Raw genomic sequence first — 20,359 nt, 5'->3', positions numbered from 1 at the left:
GTTCTCGGCAACGCAGTGTGAGCCAAGGGAGGCGAGTTCTAGACGGAGTTCGTCAGCCTGTAGCCGATGATGCTGTGCAGCCCGTCGTATGGCATCCGCCGCATCATGTGTGTTGAGACTATCAGCGAGTGCTGCTTGCCGATCCGCCATAGCTTCGAGTTCCGCTATGCTGACGGCCATTTGCCTCATCAATTCGAGCATGCTCTCAAGCCCCGCACCGAACAGAAATCCGAGTGCGATGCAACATGCAACAATGAGTCCAAGTGTGTTGATGGCTTATAGGGGCCTCGGCCCGGTTGGATATCCTCGCTGGTAACCCGGGTAGGTGAGCGGAAGGCTTAGCTCTCTGTGGGCCGCGCCACCTTGAGACACGCATCATTTAGCAACGGTCGACCTGACCGACTCGCTGGCTTGGGAGCAGCGCAAGGGCGCGGCGGACCCTGCTCGCAATCTGTTGAAAGCGGTGCGCTCCGGTCGACGATATAGCACCGAGAGGGGCGTCGCGTCGCAGTGCAGCAACGAATTTCGTTGCTACTTACGTAGTCCCTGGCCACAGCTTCCTTAACGAAAATGGGGGTGGATGCGGGAATGCATCTTACATTCAACACCGCGATCCTGCTCAGCACCGTTTGGCTTGCTGGCGTCGTCGAGTTCGCGGCTTGGTGCCATGAGGCACCAGAAGCTGGCGTGTCAGGCGAATAGGCCGATCAACTTCATCATGGCCCACCACGCCGCATAGCCCCACAAGGCGATGGTGACAAAGAAGAACGCCATGAGCAGTGCAAGCGCCGCCCACGTCGCTAAGCGTTCACGAAGGCGCTCCAGCGGCGTAGCCTCATCGGGCTCGAACAAGCCTTCAAATTCAGGGCTCATGGCTTTGACCATCGGCACACGGCATCTTGCTTTAATGCTAAGACGCTTCGGTGCCCTAAACTCACTGACCCTTAAAAACGTTCAAGTTGCACAGATCTCTTCCGTGACCGCAGCTTCGATGGCTGCTGGCCTCCTCAATTGATCGTTCGTCTGATTGGGCCTGGCATGCCGAGGGGATCTTGCTGGTCGGCCTGACTGCCCGCCGAGGTTCGGTTGTCGAGACAGCCGCTCGCCGCTACAGCGCGCCATGGAAAAGCTCGACGCCCTTCTAGACCGCCTCAAAGCTCGTCAACGCGACCTCATCATGGAAGCGGCGCAGTACGACAATATGCCAGCCGACAGCACGCTGAAGCGGATCGCCGAGCTTGAGAATGCGATTGCAGCGGTTGAGGCCGTGGCGGACGAACAGCGAAACCGTCGACGGTAGTAGGCCTCGGCAGGACAGCCGCAGTGATAGAGTCGTCGAGCTGTGCTGCAACCGCATCGAGACATGTCCGTCGTCAGATGATTTGGGACATTCAGCGGTGTTCAGGAGCGGAGGCTCTGGTTCATCTGGGGTAAGAGGTTAGGCAGCCTGCGCGTGGTGGCGCAAGCGGCGATCCATCAGGGTCTGGCGCTTGATGCGTTCCCGCTCGGCCAGGATCCCTTCGCCGCGTCCGAAGTAGACGTCGGCGGGCGTGAGGTTGCTCAGGCTCTCATGGGCTCGGGCATGGTTGTAGTGTTCGACGAAGTCGGCAACCTGCGTCTCCAACTCGCCGGGCAAGTACGCGTGTTCGAGCAGGATGCGGTTCTTGAGTGTCTGATGCCAACGCTCGATCTTGCCCTGCGTTTGCGGATGGCATGGCGCACCGCGGATGTGGGTCATGCCCCGAATGCCGAGCCAGTCAGCCAGGTCGCTGGCGACGTAGCTTGGACCGTTGTCGGAGAGCAGGCGTGGCCGCGGCATCACCCGCGCCTGATCGAGCCCAGCCGCACCCAGCGCCAGGTCGAGCGTGGCGGTGACGTCGCTGGCCTGCATCGTCGTGCACAGCTTCCAGGCGACGATGTAGCGTGAGAAGTCGTCCAGGACCGTCGACAGGTAGTACCAGCCCCAGCCAACGACCTTCAAGTAGGTGAAGTCCGTCTGCCAAAGCTGGTTGGGCGCGGTGGTTTTATCGCGGAACTCGTCGGCGGCCTTGATGACGATATAGGCCGGGCTGGTGATCAGGTTCTGAGACTTGAGCAACCGGTAGACGGTCGCTTCCGAGACGAAGTAGCGCCGCTCGTCGGTGAAGCGCACCGCCAGCTCACGCGGACTGAGTTCAGGCTGCTCCAGAGCCAAGGCAACGATCTGCTCGCGGATCTCTGCAGGTAGACGGTTCCAGACCCGGCTCGGCTGCGAAGGATGGTCATTCAACGCCTCGGGGCCGCCGCGCTGGTAGGCGTCGTACCAGCGGTAGAACGTCGAGCGCGTGATGCCGAGCTTGTCCAGGGTGGCACGCACCGGCAGGTGGGATTGCTCGACCAGCCGGATGATCTCCAGCTTCTCGGGGGCCGGGTACCTCATGCCTCGTCGCCCCCAGCCCCGCTCATGCTTTTTTTAAGCAAACGGTTCTCCAGGACGAGATCAGCTACGACCTCCTTCAGCGCCCCCGCTTCGCGACGGAGATCCCGCACCTCATCCGTGGTGGCCGCACGAGACGTGTCACCGGACAGGCGCTTCTTGCCAGCCTCCAGGAACTCCTTGGACCAGCCGTAGTACATCGAGGCGGCAATCCCCTCACGTCGGCACAACTCCGCGATGCTGTCCTCGCCACGCAAGCCTTCCAGCACCACACGGATCTTCTCCTCGGACGAGAACTGCCGACGTGTGGCCCGACGGATGTCCTTGATCACCGCTTCTGCCGGCTTCTTGGCCGGTCCGGATGTCTGCTTCATCTTCGCTCCTCAGGGGCTACGATGAACCAGCCATCCTCCGTTCGTGAAGACCCTCATTCTGTCCCACAGGTGCTGACGTCGGACAATCGAGACACACGTCATGCGACGACGCTCTACCTAATCAACACGCTGGCCTGGGAGCAGCGCAAGGGCGACGCGACGAAGAACGACGGCTTCTACGACCTGGGCAACGCGCCTGCGCAGCCCGAGGCGGCGACGTAAGGCTGGCCTTCGCGGAAAATGCGCTAAGGAGGGTCGGAATGCATTGTGGTTGCCTCTAAAAACGTTAAGCCAGCAGCAACCTAAGATGAGCAATCTTGTCCTCTGACTCTAGAGGATCGTGAGCACCCGTGAGCGACGATCACAAAGACATCCAACTGAAGTTTGATGGGGGGCCCATCAAGCAAGCAGGCGGCGCTCCGGCCGATCTCGTGATCAGCTCGTTGACCGCGCTGCAAAGGCTTGTCCATTTAATAGGAATGAAATCAGAAAATCGCGTTTTTGGACAAAGAATTAAGCCAAGCGCCCGAGTCCGACGTGATTTTAGTATAGTCTGCAGATCTCCTAAGGCTGGCAGCCATATTCAGGCATTTGACGTTGTGTCAGGGATGGGGGAAATTACCAATGCAGCTATTAATGCTAGGCATCATCTTCTAAACACTTTGAAGGCATTTGATAGCGGCGACGAAAACGCAGTCAAAGGAGCAATCCCAGATGATAGAGAAAGGTGGTTTTTCGCTGATGCAGCTTATGGCTTACTGCCCCCTGCAGATAGCGAAATACAATTAACCGTACGCGCCGGAACTCACGGGCCTTTCAGTTTTTCAGCGGATCGCGCTCGTTTAGTTATAGAAAAACTTAGATCAGGTAAGCCTCCTAGAGCAGGCTCTGTGGTCATCCCTGGAAAGTTGAAGGCGATCGATTTTACTACATCACAGATAACTTTACAGCCTTCAACTGGACGTGCTTTTCGGGTGTGGTACCCACCAGCGGCTGAGCAAATGGTCCAGTCTAACGCGCGCCGCAGATTTTCAATCCATGGGATCCCGGACGTAAACAGCACGGGCGATATCGTAGGGTTTGAGCGGGTGGATAAGATTACTGAAATCGACTCTCCATTCGAAGAAATTGCACAGTTTGAAGTTGATGCTTATAGGGTTGTAACAAATCGGCCTATCAAAATCCAAGCCTCGTACGATTTTGAAGACAAATTATTTATATTTCAGGACGCGAAGCTTGGCATAGACGCTTGGAGCGAAACTTATAGTGAGCTTCGAGATAGCGTGGTAGATGAGCTAAAAATGCTGTGGATCGACTATGCCATGGAAGCAGATGACGCTCTTGCTTCTGATGCAAAGATGGTCAAGCGCGCCCTTAACGAGCGGTTCAAGGCAATTTAAGATGATGCGGGAGAGAGTCGCAATAGTCGATGCCTTAGAAAGAAAAGGATTTAAATGTAGGGGCGGCGATCATGAGTATTATATCTACCATAATCTTGACGGCAAGAAGACGATGTATAAAACAAAAGTGAGTAGAGGGACTTCTTATAAAAACATTGGCGATGATTTGATTGGGAAAATGGCTAGACAAGTCGGATTAAATAAAAAACTATTCCTGGAGCTCGTTGATTGTACGCTTGATCAAAAACAATATGACGCACATATAAATGCCCAATGAGTATATTTGCTAGCTTACAAAGAGAATAGAGGTCAGTTTAGTTAGCGGCGCCCCCCAATGCCATGACGGTGCTGAACGTAGCCCTACCATTCCATCGATCCGCAAGAGCGTGTCGAACAATTAACCTAAGGTTACCGAGCCGTCGGTCTGATTGACCGCTACGATGCGCGGACCGCGGACATCCGGATCGCGCTGCTCCCAGGCCGACAAGGTAGCGTTGGCAGCTTCAACGATTGCCCCCGTGGAGCCGATACCGATCTGCGGACGGATTGCCTCAACCAGCCGCGTGACGACTGTCTGCTCCTCAAGAGGATGCGCCGGCATCGTCGCTTGGCGGCAGAACGCTGCGTAGACGTTCTCGGCAATCACCCGGGCGGCGCGGTCAGGATCCAGCGTGTCGCTCATTTCCGACTACCCTTCGGCTTCGGTGGCTCGGCATCTCTGGCTAAGCGAGCAGCCTTCTGCCGGGCAATCTTCGTCTCGGCTACGTCCGCTGGCGACTCATCGGCAGGCATGGGGATGGGCTGGCTCTGCGGCCTGGCGAAAGCAGCGTCCGCTTGCTTCCACTCTTTGCTCTGCTGTTCAGACAGGGGGTGTTCCTCGGGGTGGATTGCGCCGGCTTCTACGTCGGATCGGCGGTTTAAGACGGACATTTCAACGGATGAGCCGAGGCCATCCTTGATCACAGCGTCCTCGAAAGCCTGATAGGCAGCATCATCGCTCCCGAAGGCTTCGGGCAACACGATAGGCGAACCCTCGTGATCGATGACCTTCAGGGTCCATCCATCTTGGGTCCCAGCGAACCGATAGATATGCACGTGCACAGTGTGGTCGGCGCACTCGATGTCCCCGCTGAGCGGGGACGACTCGATCTCCGGTCCTGGAATGACAGCCACCGGTCGTCTCCGTCAGTTCGCGCCTTCAGGATCTTCGCGATGCCGCACGTAGCCCTGGCCGGTGAGCCAGTCCGTGAGCGCGTGTCGGATCGCCTCCGGACGTGACGGCTTCGGCTCGGGCTGATCTGCGATCCATGCGTCGAGGGGCGTGACGAGCGCTGGTGGCGCCCGAACCGTGATGGGGATCGCGTCTACGCGGGGGCGCCCAACTTTCGGTTTCGCAATTTCTGACATTGACAACCCCAACTGGATTGATAGTGTCAGAAACTGTCGGGCCGGACAAGAGGTGGTGCTCTTGCCGGCCCTGACCACCAACCGCATCTGGAGGATGCTGTTCATGGCTAAACACGCCCATAGCACACGCACGCCCTTATTACCCCTAGCTGGCGCTCCGTCGGCCTTATTACCCCGCGGGGCTGGCAGGCAGCCTGGCCCCGTCACGCTGGCCCTCCGCGCTATGCGGACAGCCGATCCCAACCAGGCCGCCCACGATGCCATCGAGGCGATCCAGCAGGGTTTGGATCGCCACTTCACTGAGGCTGACCGGCTGCGGCTGGGGGCACTGCGCAGGCGCGTCGCCGACCGCATCGAGGCGGATATCGCCTTGCTCGATGCACTTGCAGGCGACACGGACCTCGAAGACGACGACCGCGAGCACGACCATGCCGAACAAGGCCTTGGCGATGCCGACGGGCTTATGTGGTTCAACATGGCGCGCATGGGGCACTTCGCATGAGCGCCCCCTCCGATCGCCGCGGCTTCCTCCGCGGCCTCGTCTCGCTCCCGCTGATCGGCGGCGGCGTGACGCTCATTGGCAAGCCGACACAGGCGGCCGAAGCCACCTCGCTCCCGTGCGCCGAGAACTATGCGGCGTGGCTCCACTACGAACAGAGGGCTTTGCAGAACGCTCTCTATCCTGGGATCGGCGAGGGGTATTACATCCCGCAAACCTGTCCCGGCGCAACGTTCCATTTTGATGATCGGTTCGGGAACGAGGGCTGGTGGCAGCGGGTCGGCGCCGAGGCCATGGCGCGAGCCCCGGTCGTTCTAGCGACGGTCGGATGCGATTGGCGGGAGGCTCGCCGATGAGCAATCCGTCCGCGTGGGAGGCCATCGCCGACCTTGAACCTGACGTGCGCGACGTAGCGCGCTGGGGCCAAGTCGTCGTCACATTGGCGGAGGCGCAAGGGTCGGAGCCGTTAATCACGGTCGCCTCTGCCATCATGGACCTCGGCAAAAAACTGACGGCACAATGGGAGGCGGCCCTCGATGCCGCACGGCAGGGGGACAGGCGATGAAAGCCATCCTCGCCGCTCTCGCCATCGCGAACATCCGATGGGCCGTCGCCGACCTCGCGCGAGCCGAACGGCTAGCCGATGAGTCGGACGCTGCGCTCGAACTGGCGGAGGCGCGTCGGCGACGCGCGGAGGGCTTGGCTCGCCGCGCCGGCCTCGACAGCATGTTCCGAACAGCGCCCGGTAAGTAGTGACGTCCGCGCCCAAGGTGAAGCAGGAAGGGGCCCATCTCAAGAATGGGCGCGGACGGTCTGACCGAGGTCTGACAGGCGACACTTACCAGACGGTTGTTTCCCTGAAATCACCAATTGGTCGTATTGCCGCGCCGGTTCGATCAATCCTCCCAGGACCGAAGCCCGCACACCAAGATTGTCACCACCACCGAGCCGGCGATGATCAGCGACAGCGTGAGCTGATCCGTCGGATCACTGGTGAAGGCCCTAGCCACCGCAGGCCCGATCAAGGCACCCCCGGCACCGAAGAGGATCGCAACCGTCCGTGGGGTCATCACGCACCTCGTCCGAGGCCGATCGCGTGTTGCGATCTGAACCTGTCGTCCACGCCCGCCCAGAAACGCGGGGAAGCTGAGCATGGGGGCGTGGACGGTCGATCCTCGGACCGACGCATGGGAAAGCCGGGCCTAGGCCCTTTGTTCGAGGCGGCGGTTCGATGCCGCGGCGAGCGGATGTCCTGAGCGCCGGTCTGGCAGACTGAAGGCGCGAAATTGTCCGCAGTCGTCCGCTGGCGAACGGCCAAATTCTCGATGATAGCGTGGATATAGCCGTGGGTAGGATTGAAGTTGAAGGAGCTAAGTATGGATAGAGAAAGGAGTTATTCATCTAGTTCGGCGGACATCCGCTTCCGCCAACCGCCCTCCCCCGTATCGATCCACGCGCCCCTCCGGACGGGGCTCGCGCCTTGGTGCGGACGGCCGTCGCGGCTAGGACGCGACGGACCTGTCCCGGACGCGGTTTTCCTGATGTTCTCGACCCTGATGGTCGTGCTGCCGATCTTCGCGCTGATCTTCGCGGGGTGGCTGGTGCGGCGGCTCGACGTGCTCGGCGACGGCGCCACGGCGGAGCTCAACCGCTACGTCGTCTACCTGGCGCTGCCGGCGCTGCTCTTCGACGTGATCGCCCACACCCATGCCGCCGAGATCTGGCAGCCCGGCTTCATCGCGGTGTTCGGCCTGAGCAGCGTGATCGTCTTCGCCGCCACCGTGACGTTCCGCCTGCGCCGGCCGCTGCCGCTCGCGGACGCGGCGATCGACGGCCTCAACGCGGCCTACGCCAACACCGGGTTCATGGGCTTTCCCCTGGCGCTGGTGGCGCTCGGCCCGGCGGCGCTGGCGCCGACCACCATCGCCGCGATCATGACCGTCTGCGTGGTGTTCGCGCTCGCCATCGTCCTGATCGAGATCGGGCTTCAGGCCGAGGGGCGGCGCTCCGACCTGGCCCTGAAGGTCGCCCGCTCGCTCGTGCGCAACCCGCTGCTGATCGCGCCCGCCCTCGGCGCGCTGGTCCCGCTCTCGGGCGCGGCCGTGCCGCTTCCCGCCGAGACCTTCCTGAAGCTGCTCGGCGGCTCGGCCGCCCCGTGCGCGCTCGTCGCGCTCGGCCTGTTCCTCGCCCGCCCGAGGGTGTCGGACGAACGCCCGGTCGCCGCGACCGCCCTGCTCGTCGGGCTCAAGCTCGTGGCGCATCCGCTGCTGGCCTACGGCCTCGCGCGTGCCTTCGGCCTGCCGCCGCTGCTGCTGCACACCGCCGTGCTGATGGCGGCTTTGCCGACCGGGACCGGGCCGTTCATGCTCGCCGAGTTCTACCGGCGCGAGGCCGCCGTGACCTCGAACGTCGTGCTGGTCTCGACGATCGTCTCGATCCTCACCGTCTCGGGCTACCTCGCCGCCATCCGCTGACCGGGGGATACGGCTGTGGCCGCACCGCAACGCCCGGGGCGCGAGCGGCGCTACGGTTCGATTCCTGTCTTGTTATTGTGTTACATCCGCATAATGAAACATTATAACATGATGTGACGAGGCGTGATGCGAAGCGGGCAAGCGAGATTCCGGGCGACGCTGTTGGGACTGAGCCTGAGCCTGCTGCCGGGTGCGGCGCGGGCGCAGGACGCGGTCGCCCTGTCCGAGCTCAGCGTCACCACGGCGAGCCCGATCCAGCCCGGGCCGAAGGCGGCGCCCGAGGCGAGCCTGCCGGCGGGCATCCTGCCGGTGGCCGTCGACACCTTCTCGCCGGTGACGGTGGTGACGCGCGACCAGATCGCCCGCGAGCAGCCGCGCACGCTCGGCGACGCGCTGATGGACCGGCCCGGCATCTCGGCCTCGACCTACGCGCCGGGCGCGGCCAGCCGGCCGATCATCCGCGGCCTCGACAACAGCCGGGTGCGGATCCAGGAGAACGGCGTCGGCATCCAGGACGTCTCGGAGCTCGGCGAGGACCACGGCGTGCCGATCAATCCGCTGGTCTCCGACCGGATCGAGGTGATCCGCGGGCCCGCGACCCTGCGCTACGGCAGCCAGGCGATCGGCGGCGTGGTCTCCTCCGAGAACAACCGCGTGCCGACCTTCATCCCGCCGCGCGGCTATGCCGGCCAGGTCACCACCGGCTATTCCAGCGTCGACAACGGCCGGCTCGTGGCCGGCACCGTCGATGCGGGCTCGGAGAACGTCGCGGCCCATGCCGACGGCTTCCGGACCGGCGCCGACAGCTACGACACGCCCGCCGGCATCCAGGCCAACTCCGCCAACCGCTCGCAGGGCGGCGCGGTCGGCATGTCGGTGATCGGCGAACGCGGCTTCGTCGGGATCTCGTACAGCCACTACGACGCGCTCTACCAGATCCCCGGCGGCGAGGCGGCCGAGAGCCGCACGCGCCTGAACCCGAACCAGGACCGGGTGCTGGCGCGCGGCGAAGTTCGGCCGCTCGAGGGACCGTTCGAGGTGATCCGGTTCTGGGCCGGGGGCTCGGTCTACAAGCACCAGGAGATCGGCCTCGGCGAGGACGGGCTCGACGGGGTGCAGGCGACCTTCAAGAACCGCGAGGCCGAGGGCCGCGTCGAGCTGCAGCACGTGCCGGTCTTCACCGCCCTCGGCACGCTGACCGGGGCGCTCGGGCTCCAGGCCGGGCGGCGCGAGATCGGGACCTCGGGCGAGGCCGGCACCCTGCTGGCACCGACCGATTCCCGCTCGAACGCCGTCTACCTGTTCGAGGAGCTGAACGTCGGCCACGGCCTGCGCTTCCAGGCCGCCGGGCGGATCGAGGGCGACCGCTCCACCGGCACGGCGACGCAGTTCCCGGGGAGCTACCTGCCGGTCAAGGGCGAGGATCCGCTCGCCTTCGGCCGGCGGCGCAAGTTCGCCCCCAAGAGCCTCAGCTTCGGCGCCCTGCAGGACCTGCCCTACGGCTTCGTCGCGAGCCTGAACGGGTCCTACGTCGAGCGCGCGCCCACCGCCTTCGAGCTGTACTCGCGCGGGGCGCACGACGCGACCGCGACCTTCGAGATCGGCGATCCCGACCTCAAGAAGGAGCGGGCGCGCACCGTCGAGGCCAGCATCCGCCGGGCGGAAGGTCCGCTGCGCCTCGACGCGACGGGCTACTACACCCGCTACACCGGCTTCATCTACAAGCGCGAGACCGGCACCCGCTGCGGCGACGACTTCGCCTCCTGCGGCTCCGACGACGCGCTGCAGCAGATCGTCTACTCCCAGCGCAACGCCACCTTCTACGGTGCCGAGATCGGCGCGCAGCTCGACCTGATCCCGGTGGGCGACGGCTGGGCCGGCCTCGAGGCGCAGTACGACTTCGTCCGCGCGCAGTTCGACGACGACACCTACGTGCCGCGGATCCCGCCCCACCGGGTCGGCGGCGGCGCGTTCGTGCGGGCGGACGGCTGGTACGCCCGCGTCTTCCTGCTGCACGCCTTCGCCCACACCGAGGTCGCGCCGCTGGAGACGACGACGCCCGGCTTCGACGACCTGCGCGCCGAGGTGAGCTACACCAAGCCCCTCGACCCGGCGGTCTACGGCGCGAGCGCGGTGACGCTCGGCCTTGCCGGCCGCAACCTGCTCGACGACCGCATCCGCAACTCGGCCTCGTTCAAGAAGGACGAGATCCTGCTCGCCGGGCGCAACGTCCGGATCTTCCTGACCGCGCGGTTCTGACCGGCTCAGGAACCCGCGGCCTCAGCCGTGGCAGGCGCAGCCCGAATGGCCGCAGCCGGCATGGTCCGGGTGGCCGGCGGCGCAGTCCTCGCAGCAGAAGGTCTTGCCCGCGCGCGCGATGCCATGGCCCGGCGCGACCTCGCAGACGCAGTCGGGGCAGGCGCAGGGGACGGTCTCGGAGTCGGTCGGTGCCATCGGTCTCGCGTCCTGATCCGCGCCGCGGAATGCGGCCGGGACCGGAACGTTACAACCGGCGCGTGCATCCGGTCCAGGACGCGAGCGCAGCCGGGCCCGGTCGCGAACGCGCTCCCGGCGCCGTCCCCGGCATCGCCGCCGCGCGCGCCGGACGGTGCCTCAGCGTCGGCCCCTGTCGGCGGCCGACGGCTTCGGCTGCGACTTGGCCGGCACCGGCAGGTCGACGGTGCCGGTCGCCGTCCACTGGCAGATCGCGGTGCCCTGCAGGGCCAGGCAATCGTACTGCGCGCCGCCGAGGGCGACGTGCTCGGCGAGCGCGGCGATCCGATCCCGCGGAAACGCCGTGCAGCCGAGGTGGTCGGCCCTGGCATCGCCCAGGCGTGCGAGCGCGGCGGCCTCGTCGGGCGCTTCCCGCCGCAGGAGACGGTAGTTCGCCAGCGACGGGCACGCGATCACCGGTGCGGAGACCGGCCCCTGCACGGCCGGCGCCGGCTTGGCCGGCCTGCCCGGCGCCTGGGCTTGCACGGGCCGGGATACGGCCAGGGCGGACAGGGACGTGGCGAGCAGGATCGCGAGACGCATGCCTCCTCCTAAGCGCAGGCCGGCATCGGGCCAAGCCTCTGTCACGGCGTCAAGCCTCCGTGATCGAGCCGGCGTGGCCGGCACGGCGCGGCCCAAGGCCGGATGGCCTCGAGACGGGATCGCGCTCACGGTTGCGCCCGCAGCTTGGCGAAGCGCTTCACCGCCCGCTCCCGGCGCAGGCGCGAGAGGCGGGCGATCCAGAAGATGCCGTCGAGCTGGTCGATCTCGTGCTGGAGGCAGGCGGCCCGAAACCCCTCGGCCGCCTCCTCCTGCGCGACGCCGTCGAGATCCTGGAACCGCACCCGGATCGTGGCCGCCCGCTCGACCGGCTCGGACACGCCCGGCATCGAGACGCTGCCCTCCCGCGCCGTGACGCGCTCGGGCGAGCGGTCGACGATCTCGGGGTTGACGTAGACCATGGCCGGCCCGCCCGGCTCCGGGCGCAGCACGACGAGGCGCCGCCGCACGCCGAGATGCGCCGCGGTCAACCCGGCGGCCGCGGCCGAATCAAGGGTCTCCGTCACGTCCCGGGCGAGGTCGCCGAGATCGGCATCGAAGGCCGTCACGGGGTCGGACGGCACGTCCAGCCGCGGGTCGGGATAGAAGATCAGCGGACGGGCTGCCATCGGATCGGGGTCTCGCGCTGGAGGGTGGGGCGGGCGGCACGCCGGCCCCCGCGTCGGCCGTTCGGGGCGCACCGTCCGTCGGGACGATGGCGATTCGGCGAGCCTTCGCAACGACGCGGACGATGGCGCGTTGGGCTCGCGCCCGCGCCCGCAGGGATGTCGCGCCGGGCTCGCCCCGCCTTCGGCGTGGGACGCGCCATGGGCAACCTCAGCGATCGATCAAGAGAAATCGCTTGTGCAGTGCAATCGTCACGCGTAGGAAGTTCGCGCAACACATTTCGGGATAATTCGGCAATGACCCTTCGTCTTTCCAGCACCTTCGCCGCTCTCGTCCTGGCCTCGGCCACCATGACCGCCCCCGTCGCCTTCGCCAAGCCGATGACCGGCGCCCAGGCGGTCAAGATGATCGACACCGACAACGACGGCACCGTCGACATGAAGGAGATCGAGGCGACCGCCTCGGCGACCTTCGATCGCCTCGAGAAGGATGCCGACGGCACCCTCGACAAGAAGGAGCTGAAGGGCCGCCTGAGCGCCGCCGGCCTGAAGAAGGCCGACCCGGACAACGACGGCACGATCGACAAGAAGGAATACCTCGCCGCCGTCGCCGACCGCTTCCAGGCCGCCGACCCGGACAACGACGGCACGCTCGACGCCAAGGAGCTGAAGTCCCCCGCCGGCAAGGCCCTGCTGATGCTGATCAAGTGACCCTCGGGCGCGACCCTGCGGGGTCGCGTCGGCTGTGCCACCTGCGAGCCGCCCCGGAAACGGGCGCGGCTCGTTTTCGTTCGGACGCTTCCTGACGCACGTCCGGTTCCGCTTCCCGTCCTGCACCCGTCTCCACCGGACCCTTGCACCGGCCCCTTGGCACCGGCCCCTTGGCACCGGACCCTTGCGGCCGACCGTGCGACGTCGCGCGACATGCGAATCCTGTTGACGCATCTCAACCATAGGATGCAAGCTTGCTCCGTCGTGGGGGCAATATCAGCATGAGCATCGATCACCCGAAGGTCGCGGACCAGCCTTCCCTCGTCGCGGAGATGCGCGAGATCATCGAGGAGACCCGCAAGACGATCGAGGCGTCGCAGGGGATCCTCGACCGCTGCACGGCTCACGTCGCCGAGGCTCACAGTGCGGAGGCTCGGGCCGCCGAGGGGACGTCCGGCGATCCTTTCCGTCAACTGGCCGACGCGGCCAGCGAGACCGTCAGCCTGCTCGAAGGCATCGCCGACGGCCTGATCGTCGCCTACGAGTACGCCAAGCTCGACAACGATCCGCCGACGCTCGCCCTGATCGAGAGGGCAATGCTGCATGTCGGCCGGCGCCTCGCCCAGGCCGTCGGCCCGAAGCAGGCCGGCCTCGCCCGCCACTGAGCGCGTCGCGCGCTCAGTACTCCCATTCCGCGCCGACGCCGACGCTGGTGCGGCCGTCGCTGCCGGCCTCGCCCTGGATCTTCACCCGGCGCGTCACGTCGTAGTCGATGGTCGCGCCCGTGTCGGCCGGCTTGGCGCCGGCCTTGATGCCGACGCTGAGCCGATCGCTGAGGTAGCGCGAGGCGCCGAGCGCCGGGCCGCCGCTGGTCCCGGTCGAGACGTCGAGGCTGTCGAGCCCGAGGCCCTTGCGCGCCGCCTCGAACACGTCGACGCCCCCTGCCCCGCCCGAGAGCTGCGACACGGCCTGCGCCAGCTGCAGCGCCTGGAACGGCGACAGGCTGCCCGACGCCTTCTTGAACAGCAGCCGCGACAGCACCTCGTCCTGCGGCAGGCTCGGGTCCGAGGAGATTGCGAAGGCCGGGCTGTCGGCCGGCCCCGAGACCGCGATGCGGGCGGTGATGTCGGTGGCCTTGGTCTCGGCGACGAAGTCGAGGTCGGGGGCCGCGATGGCGCCGCCGAAGGTCACGCGGCCGCGGGTGAAGTCGAGGCGCTGCCCGATCACCGCGAGACGCCCGCGCCGAAGCTCGAACGCGCCGTTCGCGTTCGGGTCGCGCGAGGTGCCGGTGACGCGCAAGCTCCCGCCGAGCTCGGCGTCGATGCCGCGCCCGCGCACGAAGATGCGGTTCGGAGCGCTCACCGCGACGTCGAGGGTGGCGTCGAACGGCACGGCGGGCTTGCCGCGCGCGCCGCGTCTTCCCACGGCCGCCACCTGCGCCCCGCGCAGGGCCTTGGCGTCGAGCCGGGCGCGGATGTCGGGCGGGGTGTTGACCCGGCGGATGCCCGGCAGCGGCTGCACCGTCGCGGGCAGCCGGTCGGGCACCGACACGTCGATCGAGACCACGTCGACGCGGCCGGCGATCCGCGGCGTGCGCGACAGCGGGCCGGAGAGCGCGAGGTTCAGGCTCGCCACCGCCGTCATCAGCGGGCTCGAGATCAGCTCGGCGCGCTCGCCCGCGATGCGGATCGTGCCCGGGAACCCGGCCTGGGGCTCGAGCGCCACGCGGCCGTCGGCGCGCAGCGTCCCGCCGTTGCGGGTCGCCAGGGTGAGGCGTTCCAGCACGACCGCGTCGCCGCGCCCCGTGGCGCGGCCCTCGATGTTGGTCAGCCGGATGCCGTTGAGCGGGTCGGTGAAGCTGCCGCCCGAGAGCGTCGCGCTGCCCTCCGCCCGCGGTGCGGCGAGCGTGCCCGTCACCCCCGCATCGATCGCCACCCGCCCGCCGACCCGCTGGCCGCCGACGCTGAGCAGGCTGTTGGCCAGCGCCGCGTCGAGCGTTCCCCGCGCCTTCACCGCGAGGCTGCCGCCGGCCGCCGCCGGCAGCGAGCCGGACAGGGTCATCGCGACGCCGGGCCCCGCGGTGATGCGGCCGTCGAGCCCGATCCGGCCGTCGCCGAGGTCGCCCGACGCCCGGGCCTCGATCGGCGGCAGGCCGGCCTTGCGCGTCTCCGGCGTGACGAGGCGGGCGACGGTGAGGGCGTAGTGCCCCTGCGGCCGATCCGTCGGCCCCCGGATCGCGGCCTCGCCGTCCAGGGTGCCGCTCAGCGCCAGGCCGGGCGCGGCGATGCGCGCGAGCGCCAGCGGCAGAGCGCGGATGCCGATCGTCAGGTCGTTGTCGCGCCCGGCCTTGCCCGCGACGGTGACGCGGCCGCCGCCCGCGGCGATCGTCAGGTTATCGATCCGCGCGCCGCCGCCTTCGAGGGTCACCGTCGCAGGGCCCGCGAGCGCCAGCCGGTCGGCGCCCCGCGCGGCGGAGACGCGCAGCAGGTCGATCCGGGTGGCCGCGTCCGAGCCGCGGCCCGGCACGAGGCGGGCGGCGCCGTCGAGGTCGAAGCCGCGGGCGCGCGCCTTGAGCACGAGATCGGTCGCCGCCGGGGAGCCCGCCGCCGTCAGGCGCACCGTGTCGAGGATCTGGTCGGCGGCGACGATGCGGTCGGCCTCGGCCCGCCCGTCGATCCGCGGCGCCCCGAGAAGGTCCTGTCCCGTCAGGTCCGCGTCGAGCCGGGCGAGGCCGATCGCGCCGGCCTGCAGGCGCGCGCCGGTCGCGCGGATCGTCGCGTCCTGCCGGCCGCTCGCGCGGGACAGCGCGATGTCGGCGTCGAGGTGGCCGGCGAGCCGCGTCAGCGCCAGCGGCGTGAGGTCGTCGAGGTCGGCCGCCTTGAGCCGGACCGCGCCCTCCGTCAGCCGGGTCGCGGCGTCGAGGGCGGCGCTGCCGTCGAGGGTCACCGAGCCGAGTCCGAGCCCGAGCCGGTCGAGGCGCCAGTCGGCCCCCGAGCGCGCGAGGTGGGCCCCTCCCTGCAGCGGCTTGCCGCCGACGGTGCCGCCGAGGGCGACCGTGCCGTCGAGCGCGCCGGTCAGGTCCTTGAGGGTCGCCTCGACCTTCAGGCCCCGCACGGGGCGGCCCATGGCGCTGGCCTCGGATGCGCTGACGAGGGCGAACAGGTCGGGATGCTCGAGGGTCCCCGAGAGCCGCCCGGACAGCCCGGCCCGCCCGGCGAGCGCGTCGTCGAGGGCGGACAGGTCCTTCAGGTCGACGTCGAGCTTGGCGTCGGCGACCCGGGCGGTGGCGCGGCCGTCGAGGCGCGCGACGACGGCCGCGCCCTCGAGCTTCGCGCCGTCGAAGGCGTAGCCGTCGTAGACCTGGGACAGGCGCCCGGTGACGCGCGGGGCCGCCCCGAGCAGCCCGTCGAGCGCCGGTCGCCCGAGGGACAGCGCCTCGGTGCGGACATCCACCTCCGCGGTCACGGCCTTCCGCGCCGGATCGCCGCCGAGCTTGGCCGTGCCCGACAGCCTTCCGGCGAGCGGCCGGCCCGCGAGGTCGGAGAAGGCCGAAAGGTCTGACAGCGCGGCTTCGACCGTGCCGGTGAGCGTGTTGCGCCCGACGCGGCCGGCATAGTCCGCCCGCATCGTCGGCGCCTCGACGTGCAGGCGCGAGACCGAAACCGCGTTGTCGGGCTCCAGGGTCCCGCGGAAGTCGAAGCCGGCGCGTGCGCCGAGCGCCCGCCGCAGGGCGGGGTCGGGCAGCGTCAGCCCCTCGACCCGGGCGTCGGCGCTGAGGTCGAAGCGGTCGGCCGCGGCGGGCTCGGCCGCGAGCCGGGCTTCGACGAGGTCCAGGGCGCTGTCCCGGGTGCGCAGGCCGGCGGCCTTCAGGCTGCCCGCCACGTGCGGCCGGGCGAGCGGGCCTTTCAGGCTGCCGTCGAACACCAGGGTCTTGAGCTCGCTGTCGGCGGCCCGGGTCACCCCGCCCTCGGTCGGCACGGCGCGGGCCTGGAGGGTGAAATCGGCGTTCCGCGCCGCGTCCAGGGTGCCGCGCGCGTCGAGGCGGGCGGTCCGCGAGGTCAGCTCGAGCCGGTCGATCCTGAGCGCGCCGCCATCGGAAAACCCGAGGGCGCCGTCGAGCTTGGTCGTGCCGGAGAACACCGCCGCGGCCGGGCCTGGAAGCAGGCCCTCGATGCGCGCGGCGAGGTCGAGGGCGAGGCGCCGCTCGGTCCCGACTCGCGAGATCCGGGCGCCGCCCTGGGCGCCGATGGTCTCGCCGGCGGAGAAGTCGAGGCGGGCGTTCCAGGCGTCCAGCGTCCCGCGGCCGTCGAGGTCGAGGTCGACAGGCGGGGCGCCGGGCATGTTCAGGCCCCTGGAGAGCAGGCCGCCGGCCGGCTCGGTCAGGGTCGCCTTCAACTCCAGGCGCTCGCCCTGCGGCACGAACAGCAGCTTGAGGCCGAACCGGCCGCCGGCATCCTGGCGCTGCACCGCCGCGTCGAGGTCGAGCCCTTCGGACGGCGCGCCGAGCTTCGCCCGGCCCTTGGCCGAGAGCCGCGCCGGCTGCCCGGCGAGCCCTTCGCCGAGGACGAGCTCGGCGAGCGAGAAGTCCTTGATCTCGACCTTGACCGGCAGGTCCGGCAGCAGGGTGCCGTCGGGCTCCGGCGTCGCGGCGACGGCGGAGGGCACCGGGCGCCGCAGCACGTCGAGCCGGCCGACCTCGAGGGTGTCGACCTCGAGCCGGCCGGAGAGCAGCGCGAGGCGGCGCCAGACGATGCGCGCCCGGTCGAGCTTCAGCCAGACCCCGTCGCGGTCGCTGATCGCCACGTCGCGGATCGTGGCGTCCGACGAGAGGGCGCCGTCGACCGCGCCGATGGCGACGCGCGACGACGGGGTGGAGAGCGCGCGCGACAGCAGCCCGCCGAGCACGGTCTTCTCGGCCTCGTCGGCGGCCTGGGTGACGGCCGCGGGCGCGGCGAGGCCGAGGACGAGCAGGATCGCGACGGCGACGCGGATCCCTCCCCCCCCTGCGGGGGGAGGGAGAACGCGCGCGAACCGATCCCGAATCCCCATCAGAACGACTGCCCGAGGCTGATGTAGAGGGCGACCGGGCGCTCGTGGTTGCCCTTGATCCGGTCGAGGGGGAATGCGACGTCGACGCGGATCGGGCCGATGCCGGTGTAGTAGCGAAGCCCGAGGCCCACCGCGGTGCGGATGCGCTCGTCGAAGTCGGGGAGCGAGCCGGCGAACGCCGTGCCCGCATCGAAGAACGGCACCACGCCGATCGTGTCGGTGACCTTGATCCGGGCCTCGAACGAGGCTTCCAGCAGGCTTCGGCCGCCGACCGGCAGGTTGAACGGCCCGCGCGGGCCGAGCGTGCGATAGGGGAAGCCGCGCACCGAGCCGCCGCCGCCGGCGAAGAAGCGGATGTTGGCCGGGATGTCCTCCAGGCTCGCGCCGGAGATCGAGCCGAAGCCGAGGCGGCCGGCGAGGATGTACCGCGCGTCCTCGTCCAGGGCGTAGTAGGTCGAGCCCTGCGCCTTGGCGACGAAGATCGACGGATCGGAGCCGAGGAAGCCGGCATAGGGCGTCGCCGAGGCCGTCAGCCGGACGCCCCTGGTCGGGTCCAGCAGGTTGTCGGTCGAATCGTAGGACACCGAGACCGGGATGCCGACCAGGCGGTAATCGACCTTGCCGAGCGCGTCCTGGGCGCGGCCCGCCTGCCCCTCGACGCCGACCTGCGCGTAGAACGTGTCCGAGAAGCGGTGGCGGACGCCGAGCGTCCCGCCGGCGGCGTCCGCGACGTAGCTCTGCTGCGCCTCGCGACCCGCGAACAGGTTGGCGATCAGGTCGTTGCGGGTGCCCCACAGGGCCGGCTTCACGAAGGTGGCCGACAACCGCCCGCCGAGCCCGTTCGACTCGATGCCGGCGAGCTTGCGCTGCGTGGCGTAGAGATCGTTGCCGAGGTAGAACAGGTCGGCGTCGAGCCGGATCGTCTCGCCGCCGCCGAACAGGTTGCGGTTGGCGTAGGTCGCGCGGATGCCGGGGCCGTCGACGGTGGAGTAGCGGGCCGAGACGCCGATCAGGTTGCGGTCGCGCTCGGTCACGTCGACGAAGATCGGCAGGTTGCCCTGCGCATCCAGCGCCTCGCCCTCGCGCACCCGCACCGAGCCGAGACCCTCGACCTTCACCAGCGCCCGGCGCATGTCGGTGAGCGCCTTCGGCGAGTACGGGTCGCCCGGCTCCGCGTCGATGAAGGAGCGCACCACCGCCGGGTCGATGTCCTTCGTGCCGCGGACCGTGACCGCGCCGAGGCCGGCCTGCGGGCCGGGATCGACGGTGAAGGTCACGTCCATGACGTGGGCGGCGTCGTCCACGACGGGATCGCGCGACACCACCTTGGCGAAGGGGTGGCCGCGCTCGCGGAAGCGGTCGACGATCTTCGCCTCGCGGGCGAGCACGAGGCTGGAGCGCGCCGGCGTCTCGTCGTCGACGCGGGTGAAGCGCTTCGGCAGCACCTCCTCGGGGAAGGCGGCGCCTTGCGGGTCGCGCACGGTGACGGTGCGCAGGGTGTAGAGCGGCCCGGCATCGACCGCGATGCGGACCGGGACCAGGGCGCGGGCGCGCTCGGCATCCGCCGCCCGCGCGGCGGCGATCAGCGAGGCCTCGCCGCCGAGCACCACCTCCTCGATCCGGACGGTGACACGGCCGGCGTAGTAGCCGTAGCCGGAGAGCGCGTCGGGCAGGCGCCGCAGGTCGGCCTCGGCGCGGCGCACCAGCCCTTCCCCGTCCGGCGGCGGCTCGCGGCGCAGGCGGTGGAGAGTCGAGGTGTCCTCCAGCGTCTTCTCCAGGTCGGAGTCGTCGGTGCCCTGGATCTTCAGCGCGTAGGGCAGCGCGGTGGCGCTCGGCGCCAGGGGCTCCTCCTCGGAGCCGAACAACCCGAACAGGTCGAAGGCCGCGGCCGGCGAGGCGGCCAGGGACAGGCCGGCGGCCATGACGGCGCCGGCGAAGGCGCCGTTGCGGCCGCGCGGGACGGTGGTGGCGCGATCCGGGTTCCGTCGCGTCACGCGCAGGGGCCGGCCGTCCGCTGCACGTCCGCGGCGTGCGGAAATTCCGTCGCGCTCATCTCGAAGTCCCCCCCTCGTCGCGATGCCGATCATGCCGGAGCAGGCCTTAAGGAAGGTCGCTGCCGGTGGTCCCCCGCCCGAGCCGGATCCGAGGTGATCGGGCGCCGGACCCTCCGTCCGGACCCCATCGCGCACCGGCCGAACCTAGACGGCCGGGCCGGCTGCGGCAACCTTCGGCGGCCTTCGCAGGGGGCGGCGGCGGGACTGTCGGCCGGACTCTTGTCAGACGGCAGGCCGCGACCTAACTCCAGCGTGCGTCGATGCTTGCCGGCCGCCGCCGGGTTGCTCCGCCCGCTGTCCCTTTAGCCACTTGCAA

23 protein-coding genes are annotated in these 20,359 nt (G+C 68.4%); 12 read left to right on the top strand and 11 right to left on the bottom strand.

The window, feature by feature from the left end; translation table 11 throughout:
- Positions 1-690: 690 nt before the first annotated feature.
- Positions 691-885, bottom strand: a complete 195-nt coding sequence (locus tag ACFZ8E_RS13135; protein WP_405042937.1) for a hypothetical protein — start codon at positions 883-885, stop codon at positions 691-693.
- A 235-nt stretch (positions 886-1,120) separates the two neighbouring features.
- Here ACFZ8E_RS13135 and ACFZ8E_RS13130 point away from each other — a divergent pair, with 235 nt between their 5' ends.
- Positions 1,121-1,300, top strand: a complete 180-nt coding sequence (locus ACFZ8E_RS13130) for a hypothetical protein (RefSeq protein ID WP_405042936.1) — start codon at positions 1,121-1,123, stop codon at positions 1,298-1,300.
- A gap of 138 nt (positions 1,301-1,438) precedes the next feature.
- On the opposite strand, the gene ACFZ8E_RS13125 is transcribed toward ACFZ8E_RS13130, so the two are convergent.
- A protein-coding gene (locus tag ACFZ8E_RS13125; RefSeq protein WP_405041759.1) for an IS3-like element ISMex16 family transposase occupies positions 1,439-2,790 on the bottom strand; the annotation gives its coding sequence in 2 pieces (ribosomal slippage) (positions 1,439-2,454 and positions 2,454-2,790; 1,353 coding nt in all).
- A 21-nt stretch (positions 2,791-2,811) separates the two neighbouring features.
- Between ACFZ8E_RS13125 and ACFZ8E_RS13120 the strand changes: the two genes are divergently transcribed.
- The 3 genes from ACFZ8E_RS13120 (at position 2,812) to ACFZ8E_RS13110 (ending at position 4,467) form a co-directional block, all read left to right on the top strand.
- Positions 2,812-3,012: a hypothetical protein gene (locus ACFZ8E_RS13120; protein WP_405042935.1), complete on the top strand. Its 201-nt coding sequence runs from the start codon at positions 2,812-2,814 to the stop codon at positions 3,010-3,012.
- 128 nt (positions 3,013-3,140) lie between these two features.
- Positions 3,141-4,190, top strand: coding sequence for a hypothetical protein (locus ACFZ8E_RS13115; RefSeq protein ID WP_405042934.1), 1,050 nt, complete (start codon positions 3,141-3,143; stop codon positions 4,188-4,190).
- A 1-nt stretch (position 4,191) separates the two neighbouring features.
- A complete protein-coding gene (locus tag ACFZ8E_RS13110; RefSeq protein WP_405042933.1) occupies positions 4,192-4,467 on the top strand; it encodes a hypothetical protein in 276 nt (91 codons plus the stop codon).
- Positions 4,468-4,587: 120 nt separating this feature from the next.
- Here ACFZ8E_RS13110 and ACFZ8E_RS13105 read toward each other — a convergent pair whose 3' ends face one another.
- The 3 genes from ACFZ8E_RS13105 to ACFZ8E_RS13095 are packed head-to-tail and all read right to left on the bottom strand — an operon-like array spanning position 4,588 to position 5,702.
- Positions 4,588-4,872 carry a hypothetical protein gene (locus ACFZ8E_RS13105; RefSeq protein ID WP_405042932.1) on the bottom strand — a complete coding sequence of 95 codons (285 nt, stop codon included), beginning with the start codon at positions 4,870-4,872 and terminating at the stop codon, positions 4,588-4,590.
- Positions 4,869-5,363, bottom strand: a complete 495-nt coding sequence (locus tag ACFZ8E_RS13100) for a hypothetical protein (protein ID WP_405042931.1) — start codon at positions 5,361-5,363, stop codon at positions 4,869-4,871. The genes ACFZ8E_RS13105 and ACFZ8E_RS13100 overlap by 4 nt, the downstream gene beginning before the upstream one ends.
- A gap of 12 nt (positions 5,364-5,375) precedes the next feature.
- On the bottom strand, positions 5,376-5,702 hold the full coding sequence (locus tag ACFZ8E_RS13095; protein WP_405042930.1) for a hypothetical protein: 327 nt from the start codon (positions 5,700-5,702) through the stop codon (positions 5,376-5,378).
- Positions 5,703-5,820: 118 nt separating this feature from the next.
- Here ACFZ8E_RS13095 and ACFZ8E_RS13090 point away from each other — a divergent pair, with 118 nt between their 5' ends.
- The 4 genes from ACFZ8E_RS13090 to ACFZ8E_RS13075 are packed head-to-tail and all read left to right on the top strand — an operon-like array spanning position 5,821 to position 6,849.
- The gene (locus ACFZ8E_RS13090; protein WP_405042929.1) at positions 5,821-6,099 is read left to right on the top strand and encodes a hypothetical protein; all 279 of its coding nucleotides are present in this window, start codon (positions 5,821-5,823) and stop codon (positions 6,097-6,099) included.
- Entirely contained in the window at positions 6,096-6,452 is a 357-nt protein-coding gene (locus ACFZ8E_RS13085; RefSeq protein WP_405042928.1) for a hypothetical protein, read from the top strand. Before ACFZ8E_RS13090 ends, ACFZ8E_RS13085 begins: the two co-directional genes overlap by 4 nt.
- Entirely contained in the window at positions 6,449-6,661 is a 213-nt protein-coding gene (locus tag ACFZ8E_RS13080) for a hypothetical protein (RefSeq protein ID WP_405042927.1), read from the top strand. Before ACFZ8E_RS13085 ends, ACFZ8E_RS13080 begins: the two co-directional genes overlap by 4 nt.
- On the top strand, positions 6,658-6,849 hold the full coding sequence (locus ACFZ8E_RS13075) for a hypothetical protein (protein WP_405042926.1): 192 nt from the start codon (positions 6,658-6,660) through the stop codon (positions 6,847-6,849). The genes ACFZ8E_RS13080 and ACFZ8E_RS13075 overlap by 4 nt, the downstream gene beginning before the upstream one ends.
- A gap of 143 nt (positions 6,850-6,992) precedes the next feature.
- Here ACFZ8E_RS13075 and ACFZ8E_RS13070 read toward each other — a convergent pair whose 3' ends face one another.
- A complete protein-coding gene (locus ACFZ8E_RS13070; protein ID WP_405042925.1) occupies positions 6,993-7,166 on the bottom strand; it encodes a hypothetical protein in 174 nt (57 codons plus the stop codon).
- A 471-nt stretch (positions 7,167-7,637) separates the two neighbouring features.
- Here ACFZ8E_RS13070 and ACFZ8E_RS13065 point away from each other — a divergent pair, with 471 nt between their 5' ends.
- Both ACFZ8E_RS13065 and ACFZ8E_RS13060 read left to right on the top strand, forming a co-directional pair.
- On the top strand, positions 7,638-8,570 hold the full coding sequence (locus tag ACFZ8E_RS13065; protein WP_147843074.1) for an AEC family transporter: 933 nt from the start codon (positions 7,638-7,640) through the stop codon (positions 8,568-8,570).
- Positions 8,571-8,696: 126 nt separating this feature from the next.
- Positions 8,697-10,829: a TonB-dependent receptor gene (locus ACFZ8E_RS13060; protein ID WP_405042924.1), complete on the top strand. Its 2,133-nt coding sequence runs from the start codon at positions 8,697-8,699 to the stop codon at positions 10,827-10,829.
- Positions 10,830-10,850: 21 nt separating this feature from the next.
- Here ACFZ8E_RS13060 and ACFZ8E_RS13055 read toward each other — a convergent pair whose 3' ends face one another.
- The 3 genes from ACFZ8E_RS13055 to ACFZ8E_RS13045 form a co-directional block, all read right to left on the bottom strand.
- Positions 10,851-11,024, bottom strand: coding sequence for a metallothionein (locus ACFZ8E_RS13055; protein WP_147843076.1), 174 nt, complete (start codon positions 11,022-11,024; stop codon positions 10,851-10,853).
- 159 nt (positions 11,025-11,183) lie between these two features.
- Positions 11,184-11,606 (bottom strand): hypothetical protein, encoded by a 423-nt coding sequence (locus ACFZ8E_RS13050; RefSeq protein ID WP_147859539.1) that lies wholly within the window; start codon positions 11,604-11,606, stop codon positions 11,184-11,186.
- A 125-nt stretch (positions 11,607-11,731) separates the two neighbouring features.
- On the bottom strand, positions 11,732-12,232 hold the full coding sequence (locus ACFZ8E_RS13045) for a peptide deformylase (RefSeq protein ID WP_243935683.1): 501 nt from the start codon (positions 12,230-12,232) through the stop codon (positions 11,732-11,734).
- Positions 12,233-12,526: 294 nt separating this feature from the next.
- On the opposite strand from ACFZ8E_RS13045, the gene ACFZ8E_RS13040 reads away from it, so the two are divergent.
- Both ACFZ8E_RS13040 and ACFZ8E_RS13035 read left to right on the top strand, forming a co-directional pair.
- Positions 12,527-12,940 carry an EF-hand domain-containing protein gene (locus ACFZ8E_RS13040; RefSeq protein ID WP_147726351.1) on the top strand — a complete coding sequence of 138 codons (414 nt, stop codon included), beginning with the start codon at positions 12,527-12,529 and terminating at the stop codon, positions 12,938-12,940.
- 281 nt (positions 12,941-13,221) lie between these two features.
- The gene (locus ACFZ8E_RS13035; RefSeq protein WP_147726352.1) at positions 13,222-13,605 is read left to right on the top strand and encodes a hypothetical protein; all 384 of its coding nucleotides are present in this window, start codon (positions 13,222-13,224) and stop codon (positions 13,603-13,605) included.
- A 13-nt stretch (positions 13,606-13,618) separates the two neighbouring features.
- Here ACFZ8E_RS13035 and ACFZ8E_RS13030 read toward each other — a convergent pair whose 3' ends face one another.
- On the bottom strand, positions 13,619-17,989 hold the full coding sequence (locus ACFZ8E_RS13030; RefSeq protein ID WP_405042923.1) for a translocation/assembly module TamB domain-containing protein: 4,371 nt from the start codon (positions 17,987-17,989) through the stop codon (positions 13,619-13,621).
- Entirely contained in the window at positions 17,989-19,911 is a 1,923-nt protein-coding gene (locus tag ACFZ8E_RS13025; RefSeq protein ID WP_147843414.1) for an autotransporter assembly complex family protein, read from the bottom strand. The genes ACFZ8E_RS13030 and ACFZ8E_RS13025 overlap by 1 nt, the downstream gene beginning before the upstream one ends.
- Between the last annotated feature and the right edge of the window lie 448 nt (positions 19,912-20,359).

The organism is Methylobacterium sp. HMF5984, assembly GCF_045033435.1.
Lineage (GTDB): Bacteria > Pseudomonadota > Alphaproteobacteria > Rhizobiales > Beijerinckiaceae > Methylobacterium.
Note: the sequence above shows the minus strand (reverse complement) of the source record. Positions and strands in the feature narration are given on the sequence as shown.

Excerpts from the sequence above, each read along its gene's own strand:
- ACFZ8E_RS13055 (WP_147843076.1), bottom strand. The coding sequence starts at position 11,024 with ATGGCACCGACCGACTCCGAGACCGTCCCCTGCGCCTGCCCCGACTGC.
- ACFZ8E_RS13090 (WP_405042929.1), top strand. The coding sequence starts at position 5,821 with ATGCGGACAGCCGATCCCAACCAGGCCGCCCACGATGCCATCGAGGCG.
- ACFZ8E_RS13105 (WP_405042932.1), bottom strand. The coding sequence starts at position 4,872 with ATGAGCGACACGCTGGATCCTGACCGCGCCGCCCGGGTGATTGCCGAG.
- ACFZ8E_RS13065 (WP_147843074.1), top strand. The coding sequence starts at position 7,638 with ATGTTCTCGACCCTGATGGTCGTGCTGCCGATCTTCGCGCTGATCTTC.
- ACFZ8E_RS13040 (WP_147726351.1), top strand. The coding sequence starts at position 12,527 with ATGACCCTTCGTCTTTCCAGCACCTTCGCCGCTCTCGTCCTGGCCTCG.
- ACFZ8E_RS13110 (WP_405042933.1), top strand. The coding sequence starts at position 4,192 with ATGATGCGGGAGAGAGTCGCAATAGTCGATGCCTTAGAAAGAAAAGGA.
- ACFZ8E_RS13050 (WP_147859539.1), bottom strand. The coding sequence starts at position 11,606 with ATGCGTCTCGCGATCCTGCTCGCCACGTCCCTGTCCGCCCTGGCCGTA.
- ACFZ8E_RS13130 (WP_405042936.1), top strand. The coding sequence starts at position 1,121 with ATGGAAAAGCTCGACGCCCTTCTAGACCGCCTCAAAGCTCGTCAACGC.
- ACFZ8E_RS13045 (WP_243935683.1), bottom strand. The coding sequence starts at position 12,232 with ATGGCAGCCCGTCCGCTGATCTTCTATCCCGACCCGCGGCTGGACGTG.
- ACFZ8E_RS13135 (WP_405042937.1), bottom strand. The coding sequence starts at position 885 with ATGGTCAAAGCCATGAGCCCTGAATTTGAAGGCTTGTTCGAGCCCGAT.
- ACFZ8E_RS13075 (WP_405042926.1), top strand. The coding sequence starts at position 6,658 with ATGAAAGCCATCCTCGCCGCTCTCGCCATCGCGAACATCCGATGGGCC.
- ACFZ8E_RS13030 (WP_405042923.1), bottom strand. The coding sequence starts at position 17,989 with ATGGGGATTCGGGATCGGTTCGCGCGCGTTCTCCCTCCCCCCGCAGGG.
- ACFZ8E_RS13080 (WP_405042927.1), top strand. The coding sequence starts at position 6,449 with ATGAGCAATCCGTCCGCGTGGGAGGCCATCGCCGACCTTGAACCTGAC.
- ACFZ8E_RS13070 (WP_405042925.1), bottom strand. The coding sequence starts at position 7,166 with ATGACCCCACGGACGGTTGCGATCCTCTTCGGTGCCGGGGGTGCCTTG.
- ACFZ8E_RS13025 (WP_147843414.1), bottom strand. The coding sequence starts at position 19,911 with ATGGCCGCCGGCCTGTCCCTGGCCGCCTCGCCGGCCGCGGCCTTCGAC.
- ACFZ8E_RS13120 (WP_405042935.1), top strand. The coding sequence starts at position 2,812 with ATGAACCAGCCATCCTCCGTTCGTGAAGACCCTCATTCTGTCCCACAG.
- ACFZ8E_RS13060 (WP_405042924.1), top strand. The coding sequence starts at position 8,697 with ATGCGAAGCGGGCAAGCGAGATTCCGGGCGACGCTGTTGGGACTGAGC.
- ACFZ8E_RS13095 (WP_405042930.1), bottom strand. The coding sequence starts at position 5,702 with ATGAACAGCATCCTCCAGATGCGGTTGGTGGTCAGGGCCGGCAAGAGC.
- ACFZ8E_RS13035 (WP_147726352.1), top strand. The coding sequence starts at position 13,222 with ATGAGCATCGATCACCCGAAGGTCGCGGACCAGCCTTCCCTCGTCGCG.
- ACFZ8E_RS13085 (WP_405042928.1), top strand. The coding sequence starts at position 6,096 with ATGAGCGCCCCCTCCGATCGCCGCGGCTTCCTCCGCGGCCTCGTCTCG.